This window comes from Methylorubrum extorquens (assembly GCF_024169925.1).
GTDB classification, from domain to species: Bacteria; Pseudomonadota; Alphaproteobacteria; order Rhizobiales; family Beijerinckiaceae; genus Methylobacterium; species Methylobacterium extorquens_A.
In genome coordinates this window covers 4,765,578-4,780,461 of the sequence record NZ_JALJXF010000001.1, presented here as the reverse complement: position 1 = coordinate 4,780,461, position 14,884 = coordinate 4,765,578, and the positions used below count along the sequence as shown (strand labels likewise).

Below are 14,884 nucleotides of genomic sequence, written 5' to 3'. Positions count from 1 at the left end.
GTCTCAGCCCCGTCCGCCGGGCGGCTGCCACAGCCGCACCGCGGTGGCGTCGAGCCGGCGCGGGATCAGCCCGGCGTCCAGGAAGGTGTCGGCGATGGCCTGCTGTTCGGAGAGAGCCGCCCGGTCGACGGCCCTGACGGCGTAGGAGCGACGTTCGTTGACGGTGGCGACGACCTCCGGCGGCAGGTCGCCCCAGATCGGCGCGAGCAGCGCTACGGCCTCCTTGGGGTTGCCCTTCACCCACTGCCCCGCCTCGACGAGCGCCGAGAAGATCGTAGCGACCACCACCGGCTGCTCGGCGGCAAAACTGTCGTTGACCGTGTAGTAGCGGTTGTAGCTCGACAGGCCGGTGGCGTCGGCCAGCACCCGCACCGGGCGCTTGGCCTGGACGATGGCGAGGAACGGATCCCAGATCGACCACGCCTCGATGCCGCCCCGCTCGAATGCCGCGAGCCCGTCGGCCGCCTCCAGATAGGCCGGGCGGATATCGGAGAACCGCAGGCCGTCGCGCTTGAGCGCGCCCGCGAGGATGAAGTGGCAGCCCGAGCCCTTCGAGACGCCGACGCTGCGGCCCTTCAGGTCCGCGACCGTGCGGATCGGCGACTCGTCCGGCACGACGATCGCCTCGGCCCGCGGCGAGCCGGCCTCCATGGCGTAGAGGGTCAGCGGGGCTCCGGCCGATTGGGTGAAGATCGGCACGGCGTCGGCGACGTCTGCGTGGAGATCGACCGCGCCGGTGTTCATCGGTTCCAGCACCTTGGTGAACAAGTGCCAGCTCACCCCGAACCCCTGCCGGCCGAGCCGTTCCTCCAGGGTGCCCTTGGCTTTCAGCACGGTGAGCAGCGTCGAGGAGCGCTGGTAGCTGAGGCGCACCGTCCGCCCGGCGCGGGCCGGGCCGGATCGACCGAGAACAAGGCCGGCAGCCAGCGCCCCGGCGAGATGACGGCGGGTGAGGGTCATCGGACCTCCGTGCGATCGATGGGGCGGGCCGCGGGGGCCGGGACGTCCGGCCGCGGATCGGCGGTGAAGCCGCCGCGGTTGGGCATCACCACCTTCGGCAGGGAGGCAGCGTCGAGACTCGCCTCCTCCGGCAGCAGGCCGTTGAGGTGCAGCACGTAGGCGCTGACCGCGTAGGTCTCGTCCGCCGAGAGCGATTGCGGCGCGTCGAACGGCATGGCCCGTCGCACGTAGTCGAACAGGGTCGTGGCGTAGGGCCAGTAGCTGCCGACCGTGCGCAGGGGCTTGGCGCTCGCCAGACTCCCCTGCCCGCCGGCGAGCGCCTCGGCAGCGGCGCCTTCGCCGCGGGCGCCGTGGCAGCCGGCGCAGCGGGCGGCGTAGAGGGCCGCGCCGTCCTGCACGCTGCCGTGGCCGGGTGGCAGCCCCTGGCCGTCGGGCCGCACGTCGATGTCCCAGGCGGCAACGGCCTCCGGTCTCACCGGGCGGCCGATGCCGAGAGGCTCGGCCATGGCCGGGCCTGCAAGGCACACGATCAGGGAAAGGAGCGCCTCACGCCGCATAGGTCACCGCCCCGCTCGATCCGACGCTCCAGCCGAACACCGCGTTGTTGTGGTAGAACGAGCGGGTACCGCGCACCGCCACCAGCGCCTCGCGCGAGGGCTGGACGTAGCCGGTCTCGTCCCGTGCCCGGCTGAGAAGTTGGGCCGGCCCGCCCTCCCAGCGCCAGGGCAGGCGGAAGCGGGTGAAGCAGCGCGGCAGCACCGGCCCCTCCAGCCGCGCCTCCCGCCAGGAGGCGCCGCCATCGGTCGAGACCTCGACGCCCGCGATCCGCCCGCGCCCGGTCCAGGCGAGGCCGCGGATCTCGTGGAAGCCGGGCTCGCGCAATTGCTGGCCGCCGGACGGCGCCGTGATGACGGATTTGGCCTCCATCGCGAAGGTGAACTGGCGGGCGCTGCCGTCGGGCATCAGGTCGGTGTATTTCGAGGTCTCTTCCCGCGTCTGGAACGGCCGGTCGCCGAGCTTGATCCGGCGCAGCCACTTGATGCTGAGGTTGCCCTCTAGCCCCGGCAGGAACAGCCGCAGGGGATAGCCCTGCTCCGGCCGCAGCCGCTCGCCGTTCTGGGCATAGGCGAGGATCGCCCCGTCGAGGGCGTCCAGCGGGATCGAGCGGGTCATGGCGCAGGCATCCGCCCCCTCCGCCAGGAGCCACGCGGCGCCGGGCTTCACTCCGACCTCCGCCAGCACGGTCGCGAGTTCGACGCCGGTCCACTCGGCGCAGGAGATCAGGCCGTGGCTGTCCTGCACCGTCCAGTCGGGCTTGGCCCCGAGCCAGGGCGTGTTGCCCGAGCATTCGAGAACGTGCAGCCGCGACACCGCGGGGAAGCGCACCAGGTCGTCCATGGTGAGGATCAGCGGGCGCTCGACGAGGCCGTGCACGGCGAGGCGGTGCCGGTCCGGGTCGATGGCCGGGATGCCGGCGTGGTGGCGCTCGAAATGCAGCCCGTTGGGCGTGACGATGCCGTGCAGGCCCTGAAGCGGCGTTACCGTGGAGGTCGCGCCGGGAAAGCGCGGCGGCAGCCGCGGATAGCGCGCGATCGTCTCCCCCGGCGCGGGCCGGCCGTAGCCGGGGGCGGTGGCGCCCTGCTCGTGGGTCCAGGGCGGCACGTCGAGGGGGTTCGCCTCGGCGAGCGCCCCCGTGGCGACGCCGGCGCCGGCGAGCGAGCCGGCCCAGCGCAGGAAGTTGCGGCGGTTGTCCATCGCTCCCGCCCCTACTTCGCGCTCGCCTCGGCCTGGACGGCCTCGAAGACGCGGGGATCGAACAGGCCGTCCGTCGGCGGGGTCGTCTCGCTGATGCCGAGGGTGGTCTGGAAGGCCAGCATCGCCCGCGTCGCCGCCACGATGGTGCGGGGATCCGCGACGTACCGGGTGGCTGGCGAGGCGAGCGCCGCCCGCAGCGTCGCCGCGGTGACGATGCCCTTGCCGAGGGCGGCCTCGACGGCGGGCAGCGCCCGCTCCGGCTCGCGCTTGATCAGATCGACGGCGCGCACGATGGCCGAAACGAGGGTGCGCACCGCCTCCGGGTTCTGCTCGAGGAAAGCGCCGCGCACCGCCACCACCGTGCCGGGCTGGCCCGGAAACAGGTCGCTGCCGCCGGCCACGAGGCGAACTTGCGGGTTGCGCTCGCGGATGATGGTCAGGCCCGGCTCGCGCACCGTCGCGGCGTCCACCGCGCCGGCCAGGATCGCCTGCTGCGCCGCGTCGATGCCGAGCGTGAGGATCTGCACATCGGCCGGATCGACCTTGTGCACCTCGCGCAGCCAGTAGGACAGGTTGGTGTAGGGGATCGAGCCGAGCGGCTGGGTCGCGATCTTGGCGGCCCGGCCATTCTCCGCGCGGAAGCGCCGAAACACCTCCGCCGGGGTGGTGCCGCCGGTGAGCGGCCCAGCGAGTTTTGGCCCCGCCACCAGCACGTTCTCGCCGACGGCGGTTGCGGCCACCACCCGCAGATCGACCCCGCGGGTCCGCCCGATCGCCACCGGCGTGATCCCGGCGACGTAGACGTCCAGCGTGCCGCTCGCCGCCGCCTGCACGGCGTTGGGCCCGGAATCGTACAGTGCCACGACCGGCTTCAAGCCGCCCGCGGACAGCCAGCCCTCCCGCTCGGCCACGAACAGCGGCGCGGCGCCGAGCACCGGAATCGCTCCGATCCGCACGGGAACGGCTTGAGCCTGGCCTTGCGCCCGGGCTGCGGCGGAGGCACCGAGAAGCGCGAAGAGAAGAATGGCCCACCGGGAGAGGCGCGACGACATGATCGTTCTTTTATTTTGAGAGATTGAAGCAAGATCTATCTAGATCCTTCTGTATTATGAACAGATCATGCGGATACGCAAGAAATCTTGCGGCAACGAAGCTATAGCCTGCGCCGATGGTTGGGCGACAACGGGGATATCTGGCGATGCAGGACGAGAACGAGCGCCGCAGGCGGCTGGGCGCGCACGTGGCACCGGAAGGCCTCTACGAAGCGATCAAGGCGCGGCCCTTCCTCGGTAGCGTGCAGTGCAGTCACCACCGGCTGGTGGCGGGAAGCTGGCACGAGATCGTGCTGACCTACGAGGTCGGGGCCTGCGGCATCGCCGACGGCGCCACCTTCAAGGCGACCTTCAAGTTCTACTCCGACTGGGCCCTGTTCCAGACCGTGGACCCGGCGGCGGCCAACTACGTCAGTGCCGAGTACGAGGCCGGCCCGCTGCTGCCGGGGCAGTCGCCCGCCACCGTCCAGTCGCTCAGCGTGCGCTTCGACCAGAAGGGCCACGAGCGCCCGTTCCAGAAGGCCGTGATCGTCGATGTGATCGACGGCTACCTGAATGCAGGCGACCGCATCGTCATCCGGCTCGGCGACCGGCGTGCCGGGGGGCCGGGCACCCGGGTCCAGACCTTCGTCGAGGACGGCTTCCGCTTCCGCTGCTACGTCGATCCGCTCGGCACATCCCGCTACGTCGCGGTGCCGAACGATCCGGTGATCGCCGTCGTCGCCGGGCCGCCGGAGCGCATCCAGCTGGCCGCGCCCCGCTTCGTCGCGGAGGGCGTCGCGCCGCTGCTGACGGTGGCTTTGCTCGACCGCTGGGGCAACGTCGCCCGCGACCTCGGCGGGTCGCTCGACCTCGCAGCTTTCTTAGGCGAGCGCGAGGTCTACGCCCGCCGGCACGAACTGCCGGCGGAGGGTTGGGCAGTGCTGCGGGTCGAGGATTTACCTACCGTCTCCGGTGAGTTGCGCATCGCCGCCGCCCGCGACGGGGCGCAAGGCGTCGCCTACGTCACGGCCTTGTCCGATGCCCCCGTCCCCCGCGCCCTCTACGGCGATCTGCACGTCCACGCCCACGACACGGTCGGCACCAACAGTCCGGCCTACAACGCGGCCTACGCCCGCGACGTGGCCGGCGTCGATGTCTACGGCTACACCGCCAACGACTTCCAGATCACCGACGAGGGCTGGCGCGAAGGCGTCAGGGCCACCGCCGGCTTCGATGCGCCGGGCCGCTTCGTCGCCTACGCGGTGCAGGAATGGTGCGGCAGCTCGACCGCGGGCGGCGACCATCAGGTGCTGTTCCTCGGCGACGATCCGCCGGGATTCCCCTTCAACGACAAGAGTGAGCACAACCGCACCTTCCTGTGGAACGAGAGCATGGGCGGCACCGGCGTCGAGGTCGGGCGCTGGCCGGTGGAGGATCTGTGGGCGGCCTACGCGCACGACCCCGAGAACCACCTCGTCATCCCGCATGTCGGCGGGCGCCGCTACATCCCGGACTGGCATCATCCCGAGTTGGAGCGGCTGGTCGAGATTGCCTCGGCCTGGGGCCAGTTCGAGTGGCTCTACCGGGACGTGATCGCCCGCGGCTATCAGCTGGGCGTCTGCGCCAATGGCGACGAGCATCGCGGGCGCCCCGGCGGCGGCGCTCCCGGCGTGCAGGTGTTCGGGGTGCGCGGCGGTCTCACCGGAATCCTCGCCGACACGCTCGACCGCCGCGCGGTCGGCCGGGCCTTGCGGGCGCGCCACACCTTCGCGACGACGGGCGAGCGCAGCGCGCTGCTCGTCACGTGCGGCCCGCACCGCCAGGGCGACGCCTTCGCACATGAGGGCCCGGCGCGGCTCGATTACCGCTTCCTCGGCGAGGCCGGCTTCGAGGCGCTGAGCGCCTACGACCATACCGGCGAGATCTGGCGGCGCGATCTTCACGCCGAGCTCGGGTTCTCTCAGCGGCTGGTGCGCCTGCGCTTCGGCGGCGCGCGAATCCGCGACCGTTACCGCTGGGCCGCCTGGGAGGGGCGAATCCGCATCCTCAACGGTACGATTCGGCGCGTCGCCACCCAGGGATTCGAACATGCCGAGGAGACGGCATGGCGCGCCGGCCCGACCGAGATCGCCTTCCGCTCCGAGACCTACGGCGACAGCGACGCCATCGAGATCGACATCGGCGATCTGGCGGAGTGCCGCATCCGGGTCGAGGGGACGATCGGCGGCTTCGTGAAGATCGGCGATCCGCGCCGGCCCGCTCCCTTCGTCCATGCCCCGGACTTCTCCTGGGAGATCACCGGCCGCGAGCTGATCGCGGCGGGCGCCCTGCGGCGCGACCTCGGCGGGGCCGGGCTGTTCCTCGCGCTGGAGCGGATGACCGAAGCGCCGCTGCCGCGGGATGTGGCCGGCCACATCGTCGTCGAGCCGGAGAACGCCGCCTTCGGCTTCCGGCCGGTCTACTTCTCCGGGCGCCAGCGCGACGGCAGCCGCGTCTGGTCCTCGGCGCAGTTCATCACCTTTGCGGAAGGGGCGCGAGGTGAAGCCGAATGATCGTCAGCATCCGCTCGGCCGAGGTGCCGGGCGGGAAGAGGCCGAGATAGCGGCCCTGATGGTCCACTAGGTAGACGAAGGCGGAGTGCTCGAGGCCCGCCTCGCCCTCCGCCCGCCGGATCGCGACCCCGTTGCCGGTGAGTGCGATCCGGCGCTGATGGAAGCTCGGGACGAACTCGGCCAAGACGGCGGGCGTGTCGCGGGCTGGGTCCAGGGTGACGAAGACAGGCTGGATCGCCGCGCCCACCTCGCCGAGAAGATCGAGCGCGCGGGCGATTGCCACCAGCTCGGTCGGGCAGACATCGGGGCAGCCGAAGGTACTAATTTCTTTCTTTCGACGGCCGCGGGAAGAAATTTCGCAGATCAAGCCGCGTTACGGAATGTTTTCGCTGGACCCGCCCAGAGCCTCGAAATCTGCCGAGACTTCTTCGCTGCAATCGTCGGCTCATACGAACCGACTCGCCGCCATGTCTCTGCGTAAATCTTCTCTGCGAGACCATCGCGAAGCATCTCCGATACTCTCACAGAACGTTCTTTAAAAAGAACAATCCCGTTGACTTGACGAACGCCTGCCGACACCCTGGCGGCCTCGGTCGGGCTTGCGGTCCGGCCCTCGACGGAGAGAGGAAGGTTCAGAAAATGGCGTTTCGACCCCTGCACGACCGCGTGCTGCTGCGCCGCGTCGAGAGCGACGAGCGGACCAAGGGCGGCATCATCATTCCCGACACCGCCAAAGAGAAGCCGCAGGAGGGCGAGGTCGTGGCCGTCGGCCCCGGCGCCCGCGACGAGCAAGGCCGCGTCAACGCGCTGGACGTGAAGGCCGGCGACCGGGTGCTCTTCGGCAAATGGTCCGGCACCGAGGTCAAGGTCGATGGCCGGGACCTGCTGATCCTCAAGGAATCCGACATCCTCGGCGTGATCGCCGCCTGAGCCCACACTCACCCCATCGGGAGATCCCACATGGCTGCGAAAGACGTGAAATTCTCCGGCGACGCGCGCGAGCGCCTGCTGCGCGGCGTCGACATCCTGGCGGATGCCGTGAAGGTGACGCTGGGGCCGAAGGGCCGCAACGTCGTCATCGAGAAGAGTTTCGGGGCGCCCCGCATCACCAAGGACGGCGTGACGGTCGCCAAGGAGATCGAACTGGAGGACCGGTTCGAGAATCTCGGCGCGCAGCTCGTGCGCGAGGTCGCCTCCAAGACCAACGATCTGGCCGGCGACGGCACCACCACGGCTACCGTGCTGGCCCAGGCGATCGTGCGCGAGGGCGCCAAGGCGGTGGCGGCGAACTTCAACCCGCTCGACCTCAAGCGCGGCATCGACCTCGCGACGGCGGCGGCCGTGAAGGACATCACCGGCCGCGCCCGTAAGGTGACCGCCTCCGACGCCATCGCCCAGGTCGGCACCATCTCGGCCAACGGCGACGCCGAGATCGGCCGTCTCATCGCCGAGGCCGTCGAGCGGGTCGGCAAGGAGGGCGTCATCACGGTCGAGGAGGCTAAGACCGCCGAGACCGAACTCGACGTGGTCGAGGGCCTGCAATTCGATCGCGGCTATCTCTCGCCGTACTTCGTCACGAACACCGAGAAGCTGATCGCCGAACTCGACGATCCCTACATCCTCATCCACGAGAAGAAACTGTCTTCGCTCCAGCCGCTGCTGCCGGTGCTGGAGGCGGTGGTGCAATCGAGCCGGCCGCTGCTCATCATCGCCGAGGACGTCGAGGGCGAGGCGCTGGCGACGCTTGTGGTGAACAAGCTGCGCGGTGGCCTCAAGGTGGCGGCGGTGAAGGCTCCGGGCTTCGGCGACCGCCGCAAGGCGATCCTGGAGGACATCGCGATCCTGACGAACGGGCAGGTCATCTCCGAGGATCTCGGGATCAAGCTCGAGAACGTCTCGATCCCGTTGCTGGGACAGGCCAAGCGCGTGCGCATCGACAAGGAGAGCACCACGGTCGTCGACGGTGCGGGCGAGAAGGCGCAGATCGACGCCCGCGTCGGCCAGATCAAGGCGCAGATCGAGGACACCACCTCGGACTACGACCGCGAGAAGCTGCAGGAGCGCCTCGCCAAGCTCGCGGGCGGCGTCGCGGTGCTTCGTGTCGGGGGCGCCACCGAGGTCGAGGTGAAGGAGAAGAAGGACCGGGTCGACGACGCCCTCAACGCCACCCGCGCGGCGATCGAGGAGGGCATCGTGCCGGGCGGCGGCACCGCGCTGCTGCGGGCGAAGGCGGTGGTGGCGGAGCTCACGACCGACAACGCCGACGTGCGGGCCGGCATCAACATCGTCCTGAAGGCGCTCGAAGCCCCGATCCGCCAGATTGTGGCCAATGCCGGGGTCGAGGGCTCGATCGTGGTGTCGAAGATCCTCGAGAATCCGTCCGAGACCTTCGGCTTCGACGCACAGACCGAGACCTACGGCGACCTCGTCGAGGCCGGCATCGTCGATCCCGCCAAGGTGGTGCGCACTGCGCTGCAAGATGCCGCCTCGGTCGCGGGCCTGCTGGTGACGACGGAGGCGCTGGTGGCCGACCGGCCGAAGGAGAAGGCTGCGCCTTCGCTGCCCGGCGGCCCGGACTTCTGACCGGCGCTTGCCGGGCCGCGGCCGATCCGCCGCCCGGCAAGCTTGGCGGCATCATCGTTGCTCAGACTGCCTCTGCTCGCTCCGTCCGGATCGGGCCCCTCACGACGCGGCCCCGGCCGGGGCTGCGTCGGGTCACCCTGCTTCGACGAGGTGGATGCATGGCCCTGTCATCGGAGTTTCGCCGCAGGCTCGAAGGCTACAGCCTGACCACGGCCGAGATTTTGTATCACCTGCCCGATCACCCACACCTGCTCCAGACCTTCGTCTGGCAGCAACTCGACCTGTTCCCACGCTTTCCCGAGTTGAAGCGGTTCCTCGCCTTCTGGCAGGAGCGCCTGGACGGGCCGCTGCACTCGGTGCGAGTCATGCACAGCCGCCTAATCAAGCCGGCCGAGCTGAAGACGGTCTCCGGCGAGTTCCATCTGCACTGAGGCGGCCAATCCCGCGATCCCAAAGGGATCATCCCTTTGGCGGGGTGTGGGGCGGAGCCCCATGGATGGCTTCGCCCTGGACCCGCGAGGGGCTTACCCCTCGGACCCAGGATTTGGGGGTTCTAGGGCATCATCCCGAAAGGTGGTTGCCGGCTCTCGGAAAAAGATGATGCAGAGACAAGAAGCTAGAGCATCGTTCTGGATCCGATATCCAGGACGATGCTCTAGCGTCGCTCTGTACCCAGTGCCCGGACCGGCAGGCGGACGAGGTGCGGGGCCAGCCAATCGTTGCCGAGCATCGCCCCCGCCGCGAGCGGGAGCGGGCCGGCCTCGGCAGGCAGTGCGACGGCGCGCAGGACGGCGCGGATGCGGCCAAAGAAGTCCCTCATGCGGCCTTCGCCTCTTTGTCGAGCAGGTCGGCGTAGTGGGCGGCTGCCACGTCCGGGTGCGAGCGCAGGCGGCCTTTGAGGTAGTTACGGCCGACTTCGCGGAAGAGCGGGTTGTCGGGGTCGCCCGCCGCCCCTCCGGCCTGGGCGGCAAGCGCGGGCGGCAGGTCGAGGAGCGGCACGGTGGCGTCGTGGCGGGCGCCGAGGAAGAAGGCGACCGAGAGACGGTCGCGCCCGGCCCGCGGCGTCACCACCCGGTGGACGGTCGCGCGCAGGTACCCGTTCGAGGCGAGTTCCAGGAGTTCGCCGACATTGACCACGAAGGCGCCCGGCACAGGCGTCGCCGCGATCCAGCCGCCCGCCTCGTCCGCCACCTCGAGGCCACCCTCGCCGTCCTGCAAGAGGAGGGTGAGAAAGCCGCTATCCTTGTGGGCGCCCACACCCTGGTCGTCGGGCGTCGACTCGCGGCCGGGATAGCGGATGATCTTGATGTGCTGGTTGGGCGCGCCCGCATAGATCGGCGCGAAGGCGTCGGCAGGCTGGCCGAGCGCCAGGGCGAAGGCTTCGAGCAGGCGAATGCCGACGTCCGTGACCGCCTCCTGCCACGCCAGCAGCTCGGGCCGCAGCGCCGGCAGGGTCGCGGGCCAGAGATTCGGGCCCTGCAATCGCGTCCAGGCCGGGGCGCCGGGCTCGCGCGGGAGCGCCGGGCGCTCGGCGCCGATGTCGAACTGCTCGCGCCAATCGGCCCGGCCGCGGGTAATCTCGTCGCCGGCCGCAGTGTAGCCGCGGAAATGGGGCGAGTTCACCATCGCGACCGCCCGCTTCTCGCCCGCCGGCAGAGCGAAGAAGTGCCGCGCCGACGCCTGCACGTCCGCGATCTTCCCCTCGGGTATGCCGTGACCGACGAGGTAGAAGAAGCCGACCTCGCGGGCGGCGCTCCGCAGGTCATCGAGGAAGGATGTTCTGTCCGCCTCGCCCGCATCGAAGCGGGCGAGATCGAGGATCGGGAGCGAGGCCGCCATCTCAGGCCGCCCGCGCCAGGGAGCCGGCGGCGGCGAGCGCCTGATCGAGATCGGCCAGAATGTCGTCGAGATGCTCCAGCCCAATCGCGAGGCGGACATATCCGTCGGTGACGCCGGTGGCGCGCTGCTCCTCGGGGGTGAGCTGCGAATGCGTGGTCGAGGCCGGATGGATCGCGAGGCTGCGGGCATCGCCGATATTGGCGACGTGATAGAATAGCTTGAGCGCGTCGATGAAGTGCCGCCCGGCGGCACGGCCCGCCGCCAGTTCGAACCCGACGAGGCCGCCATAGCCGCCCTTCAGGGTTCGGTCGGCCCGCTCGCGGGCGGCGCCGGTCTGGACCGAGGGATGGATCACCCGTGCGACCTCTGGGCGCCGCCCGAGCCAGTCGGCGACGGCTTGCGCGTTGCGGCTGTGGCGCTCGATGCGCAGGGGCAGCGTCTCGATGCCCTGCAGCGTCAGGAACGCGTTGAGCGGTGAGACCGCAGGGCCGAGATCGCGCAGGAGCCGCACGCGGGCGCGCAGCGCGTAGGCGATCGGGCCGATCGGTTGCGCGGCCTCGGTCCAGACCGCGCCGTGATAGCTGTCGTCCGGTGTGTTCAGCGCCGGCTGGCGATGGGGATGGGCCGCCCAATCGAAGCGCCCGCCATCGACGATGGCCCCGCCGATGGCGATGCCGTGGCCGCCGAGATATTTCGTGGTCGAGTAGACGACGACCGCCGCGCCGTGATCGAGCGGCCGCGCCAGCAGGGGGGCTGCGGTGTTGTCGACGATGAGCGGGATGCCGAGCGGCCGGCCGATCGCCGCCACTTCCGCGATGGGGAAGACCGTGAGCTTCGGGTTCGGCAGGGTCTCGGCGTAGTAGGCCCGTGTCCGCCCGTCCGTCGCGCGGGAAAAGTTATGCGGGTCGGCCGGATCGACGAAGCGGACCTCGATGCCCTGTTCCCTCAAGGTGTGGGCGAACAGGTTCCACGTCCCGCCGTAGAGGTCGGTCGAGGAAACGATGTTGTCGCCGGCCCTGGCGAGGTTCTGCACACTGAGCGCCGAGGCGGCCTGCCCGGAGGCAAGGGCCAGCGCCGCGGCCCCGCCTTCGAGCGCGGCGAGGCGCTGCTCCAGCACATCGACGGTCGGGTTGGTGACGCGGGTGTAGATGTTGCCGAGCTCCTGCAGCGCGAACAGGCTCTCGGCGTGGTCGGTGTCGCGGAACTGGTAAGAGGTGGTCTGGTGGATCGGCACCGCGACCGACCCGGTCTGCGGATCGGCCCGCCAGCCGGCATGCAGCGCGAGCGTCTCGGCGTGGATGGAGGCGGGGGTCTGGCTCGACATCGGCGGCTCCTGGGGAAGAACAAGCCAAGATGATCGGCCGATCCAACTTGAAGTCAACGAAAGCAAGTTTCTTTGTTTTTCGATATTGAGCGATTTTATTCGCGGTCGCTGGCGTTTCTTGGCATGTGCGTGCGCCGATCTGATTTCAGCATGCCGCACGAAGATTTTGTATTTTCCAATCCTCTCATCGGCCGGAGCGCGCGCTCCTCTCCGCAAGGGGAGGGGTATCGCGCTCGTCACCTCATGGCTGCTTGTGGATCGGATCGACCCAGTAGACCGTCTCGGGCCGCTCGGCCGCCTCGACGTCGGGGAGGTTCACCACCACCGCCTCGTTGTCCGAGCGCACCAGCACGCAGTGCAGCGGCTCGTCGGTCGAGGCGTTGATCTCCTGGTGCGGGACGTAGGGCGGCACGAAGATGAAGTCGCCGGGTCCGGCCTCGGCCACGTATTCGAGCCGCTCGCCCCAGCGCATCCGGGCGCGGCCGGAGACGATATAGATCACGCTTTCCAGCGCGCCGTGGTGATGCACGCCCGTCTTGGCGTCGGGCTCGATCGCCACCGTGCCGGCCCAGATCTTCTGTGCGCCGACGCGGGCGGCGTTGACCGCGGCTTGCCGGAACATGCCCGGCGTCTGCGCCGTGTTGGGATCGAGCCGGTTGCCGGGGATCACCCGCACGCCGTCGTCCTTCCAGCGCGCAGCGGCTTCGTGATCATGGTCGTGAGCGTGGGGCTCGTGGTGGTGGCTGTGGCCATCGCCAATGTCGTGCATGGTGCAATCTCCTGCGCGATCATCGCACGGCGGCGAGCGCATCCGAAAATCCGGTGTCGAGGATCGCCTCGGCGCGCGGCGCGCGGGCCGCCGGGATCAGGCCGGCGCGGACGTAGAGGTCGATAATGCGCTGCTCGTCGGCGATCACGCTCTCGTCGATCGGCACGGTGCGGTACTGCGCCCGCCCGAACCAGCGCAGCGGCACCGCCTCGGGCAGGCCGATCAGCCGCGACCACACTGCCGCGTAGGGCGCCGGATCGGTCAGAGCCCAGGCCCGCGCCTTGGCGAGGCGGGCGGCGTAGTCGGCGAGCAGCGCGCGCTTGGTCTTGAGCGCGGCCTCGTTCGCCACCGCGTAGCTGAGCCCCGGCGTGATGCCGTTGCCGTCGCGAACGACCCGGACGAGGCCCGCGAGTTCGGCCGCGGAGGTGTAGGGCTCCCAGGTCGACCACGCATCAACGGCGCCGGAGGTCAGCGCCAGCTTGGCGTCGGCCGGGGGCAGGAACCGGAACTGCACGCCGTCCGCGGGCAGACCTGCCTCTTCAAGCGCGGCCAGCACCACCTGATGGCCGATCGAGCCGCGGTTCGTGGCGATGCGCTTCCCCACGAGGTCTTTCACGCTGCGGATCGCGGAATCGGGCCGAACGAGGATGGCGAGCCCGTCCTGCCGGTTGCGGAAGGCGAGGAACGCCTTGACCGGCACGCCCGCGGCGGCAGCAAAAGTGAAGGGCGCGTCGCCAACCCCGCCCGCATCGATGACCCCCGCGTTCAGCGCCTCCAGCAGCGGAGCTGCGGCCGGAAACTCGCTCCATTCGAGCCGGTACGGCAGGCCGTCGAGCACGCCCGCGGCCTCCATCAGGGCGCGGGCGTTGCCGCGCTGGTCGCCGACGCGCAACGTCTCTTCCGCGCAAGCTGGGGCGAGGGCGGCGAACGCCAGCGCGATCAGGACCAGGAGGCGGGCCATCACGCGGCCGCCGCCTTGGCCCCGCGCCGGGCGAGCAAATCCTTGAAGGCGGGCAGCAAGTCGCGCCCGTACTGAACCGCATCCTCCAGCGGGTCGAAGCCGCGGATCAGGAAGGTCCGCACGCCGAGATCGTGATAGTCGAGCAGCGCGTCGGCGACCTGCTCGGGCGTGCCGACGAGCGCCGTCGAGTTGCCCGACGCTCCGGTCTCGGCGGCGATCGCGGTGTAGAGCCGCTTGTCGAGACGCGGGCCTTCCGCCGCCGCCGCGAGCAGCCGGCGCGAGCCCTCGTTCTGCGGTGTCGCCGCCGGCCCGAGGCCGCGGGCGGCGCGCAGCCGCCGGGTCTCAGCGAGGATGGCTTCCGCCCGCGCCCAGGCCCGCTCCTCGGTCTCGGCCAGGATCGGCCGCAGCGACAGGCTGAAGCGGGGCGCCCGCCCGTGCGGGGCGGCCGCCGCCCGTACCCGGCCAATCAGCTCGCGCACCTGGGCGTGGGTCTCGCCCCACAGGGCGTAGGTGTCGGCGTGCCGGCCCGCCACCGCGAGCGCGGCGGGCGAGGCGCCGCCGAAATAGACCGGGATCGCGTTCACCGGCTTCACCTCGGAGAAGCCGCCCTCGATCCGGTAATGCGCGCCCGCGTAGTCGAACGGCGCCTCCGAGGTCCACGACAGGCGCAGGATGTCGAGGAACTCGCGGGTGCGGGCGTAGCGCTCGTCCTTGGTGAGGTGGTCGCCGTCGCGGGCGAGATCCCGGTCGTCGCCACCGCTGATCGCGTGGATCGCCACCCGCCCGCCGGTGAGCCGGTCGAGCGTCGCGAACTGCCGCGCCGCGACGGTCGGCGCGGTGAAGCCGGTGCGGTGGGCGATCATCAGCCCGATCCGCTGCGTCGCGGCGGCGATCTCGGCGGCGATCAGCAGCGGGTCGGGCGCCGTCGCGTAGAAGGCCACCAGCACCCGGTCGAACCCGCCGCGCTCATGCGCCTGCGCCAGCAGCCGCAGGTAATCGGGCTCGATTGCGGGGCCACGGGCGGCGCGCGACTCGGAGACCTCGTGCGGGGCGACGAAGCCGATGAACTCGGTGGCGTCGGGCGGCAGCAGGCTCATGGGGTTCTCC

General features: G+C 70.5%; 15 protein-coding genes. 4 read left to right on the top strand and 11 right to left on the bottom strand.

What is annotated here, in order from left to right:
* Positions 1-3: 3 nt before the first annotated feature.
* From J2W78_RS22285 to J2W78_RS22270, 4 genes are read right to left on the bottom strand one after another with little or no spacing between them, the layout of a single operon-like run.
* Positions 4-960 carry an aliphatic sulfonate ABC transporter substrate-binding protein gene (locus J2W78_RS22285; RefSeq protein ID WP_253373756.1) on the bottom strand — a complete coding sequence of 319 codons (957 nt, stop codon included), beginning with the start codon at positions 958-960 and terminating at the stop codon, positions 4-6.
* Positions 957-1,517 carry a c-type cytochrome gene (locus J2W78_RS22280; RefSeq protein WP_253373755.1) on the bottom strand — a complete coding sequence of 187 codons (561 nt, stop codon included), beginning with the start codon at positions 1,515-1,517 and terminating at the stop codon, positions 957-959. The genes J2W78_RS22285 and J2W78_RS22280 overlap by 4 nt, the downstream gene beginning before the upstream one ends.
* Positions 1,507-2,715, bottom strand: a complete 1,209-nt coding sequence (gene soxC, locus J2W78_RS22275; protein WP_253373754.1) for a sulfite dehydrogenase — start codon at positions 2,713-2,715, stop codon at positions 1,507-1,509. Before soxC ends, J2W78_RS22280 begins: the two co-directional genes overlap by 11 nt.
* 11 nt (positions 2,716-2,726) lie before the next feature.
* Positions 2,727-3,767 (bottom strand): ABC transporter substrate-binding protein, encoded by a 1,041-nt coding sequence (locus J2W78_RS22270; RefSeq protein WP_253373753.1) that lies wholly within the window; start codon positions 3,765-3,767, stop codon positions 2,727-2,729.
* 146 nt (positions 3,768-3,913) lie between these two features.
* Between J2W78_RS22270 and J2W78_RS22265 the strand changes: the two genes are divergently transcribed.
* Positions 3,914-6,301 carry a hypothetical protein gene (locus J2W78_RS22265; protein WP_253373752.1) on the top strand — a complete coding sequence of 796 codons (2,388 nt, stop codon included), beginning with the start codon at positions 3,914-3,916 and terminating at the stop codon, positions 6,299-6,301.
* On the opposite strand, the gene J2W78_RS22260 is transcribed toward J2W78_RS22265, so the two are convergent.
* Complete coding sequence (locus J2W78_RS22260) at positions 6,264-6,668, bottom strand: SCO family protein (protein WP_367399382.1); 405 nt, start codon at positions 6,666-6,668, stop codon at positions 6,264-6,266. The genes J2W78_RS22265 and J2W78_RS22260 overlap by 38 nt on opposite strands.
* A gap of 272 nt (positions 6,669-6,940) precedes the next feature.
* On the opposite strand from J2W78_RS22260, the gene groES reads away from it, so the two are divergent.
* The 3 genes from groES to J2W78_RS22245 all read left to right on the top strand — a co-directional run bounded on the left by groES (position 6,941) and on the right by J2W78_RS22245 (position 9,315).
* Positions 6,941-7,231, top strand: coding sequence for a co-chaperone GroES (gene groES, locus J2W78_RS22255; RefSeq protein ID WP_253373751.1), 291 nt, complete (start codon positions 6,941-6,943; stop codon positions 7,229-7,231).
* 30 nt (positions 7,232-7,261) lie between these two features.
* Complete coding sequence (groL, locus tag J2W78_RS22250; RefSeq protein WP_253373750.1) at positions 7,262-8,884, top strand: chaperonin GroEL; 1,623 nt, start codon at positions 7,262-7,264, stop codon at positions 8,882-8,884.
* A gap of 158 nt (positions 8,885-9,042) precedes the next feature.
* Positions 9,043-9,315, top strand: a complete 273-nt coding sequence (locus tag J2W78_RS22245) for an usg protein (protein WP_056240037.1) — start codon at positions 9,043-9,045, stop codon at positions 9,313-9,315.
* Between the two features lie 224 nt (positions 9,316-9,539).
* Here the strand turns inward: J2W78_RS22245 and J2W78_RS22240 are convergent, their stop codons facing one another.
* The 6 genes from J2W78_RS22240 to J2W78_RS22215 form a co-directional block, all read right to left on the bottom strand.
* Complete coding sequence (locus J2W78_RS22240; protein WP_253373749.1) at positions 9,540-9,704, bottom strand: hypothetical protein; 165 nt, start codon at positions 9,702-9,704, stop codon at positions 9,540-9,542.
* Positions 9,701-10,723 carry an isopenicillin N synthase family dioxygenase gene (locus J2W78_RS22235; RefSeq protein ID WP_253373748.1) on the bottom strand — a complete coding sequence of 341 codons (1,023 nt, stop codon included), beginning with the start codon at positions 10,721-10,723 and terminating at the stop codon, positions 9,701-9,703. The genes J2W78_RS22240 and J2W78_RS22235 overlap by 4 nt, the downstream gene beginning before the upstream one ends.
* Before the next feature lies 1 nt (position 10,724).
* The gene (locus J2W78_RS22230) at positions 10,725-12,047 is read right to left on the bottom strand and encodes an O-acetylhomoserine aminocarboxypropyltransferase/cysteine synthase family protein (RefSeq protein WP_253373747.1); all 1,323 of its coding nucleotides are present in this window, start codon (positions 12,045-12,047) and stop codon (positions 10,725-10,727) included.
* Positions 12,048-12,288: 241 nt separating this feature from the next.
* Positions 12,289-12,816, bottom strand: coding sequence for a cupin domain-containing protein (locus tag J2W78_RS22225; protein ID WP_253373746.1), 528 nt, complete (start codon positions 12,814-12,816; stop codon positions 12,289-12,291).
* A gap of 19 nt (positions 12,817-12,835) precedes the next feature.
* Positions 12,836-13,777 (bottom strand): ABC transporter substrate-binding protein, encoded by a 942-nt coding sequence (locus J2W78_RS22220; RefSeq protein WP_253373745.1) that lies wholly within the window; start codon positions 13,775-13,777, stop codon positions 12,836-12,838.
* Entirely contained in the window at positions 13,777-14,874 is a 1,098-nt protein-coding gene (locus J2W78_RS22215) for an LLM class flavin-dependent oxidoreductase (protein ID WP_253373744.1), read from the bottom strand. The genes J2W78_RS22220 and J2W78_RS22215 overlap by 1 nt, the downstream gene beginning before the upstream one ends.
* Between the last annotated feature and the right edge of the window lie 10 nt (positions 14,875-14,884).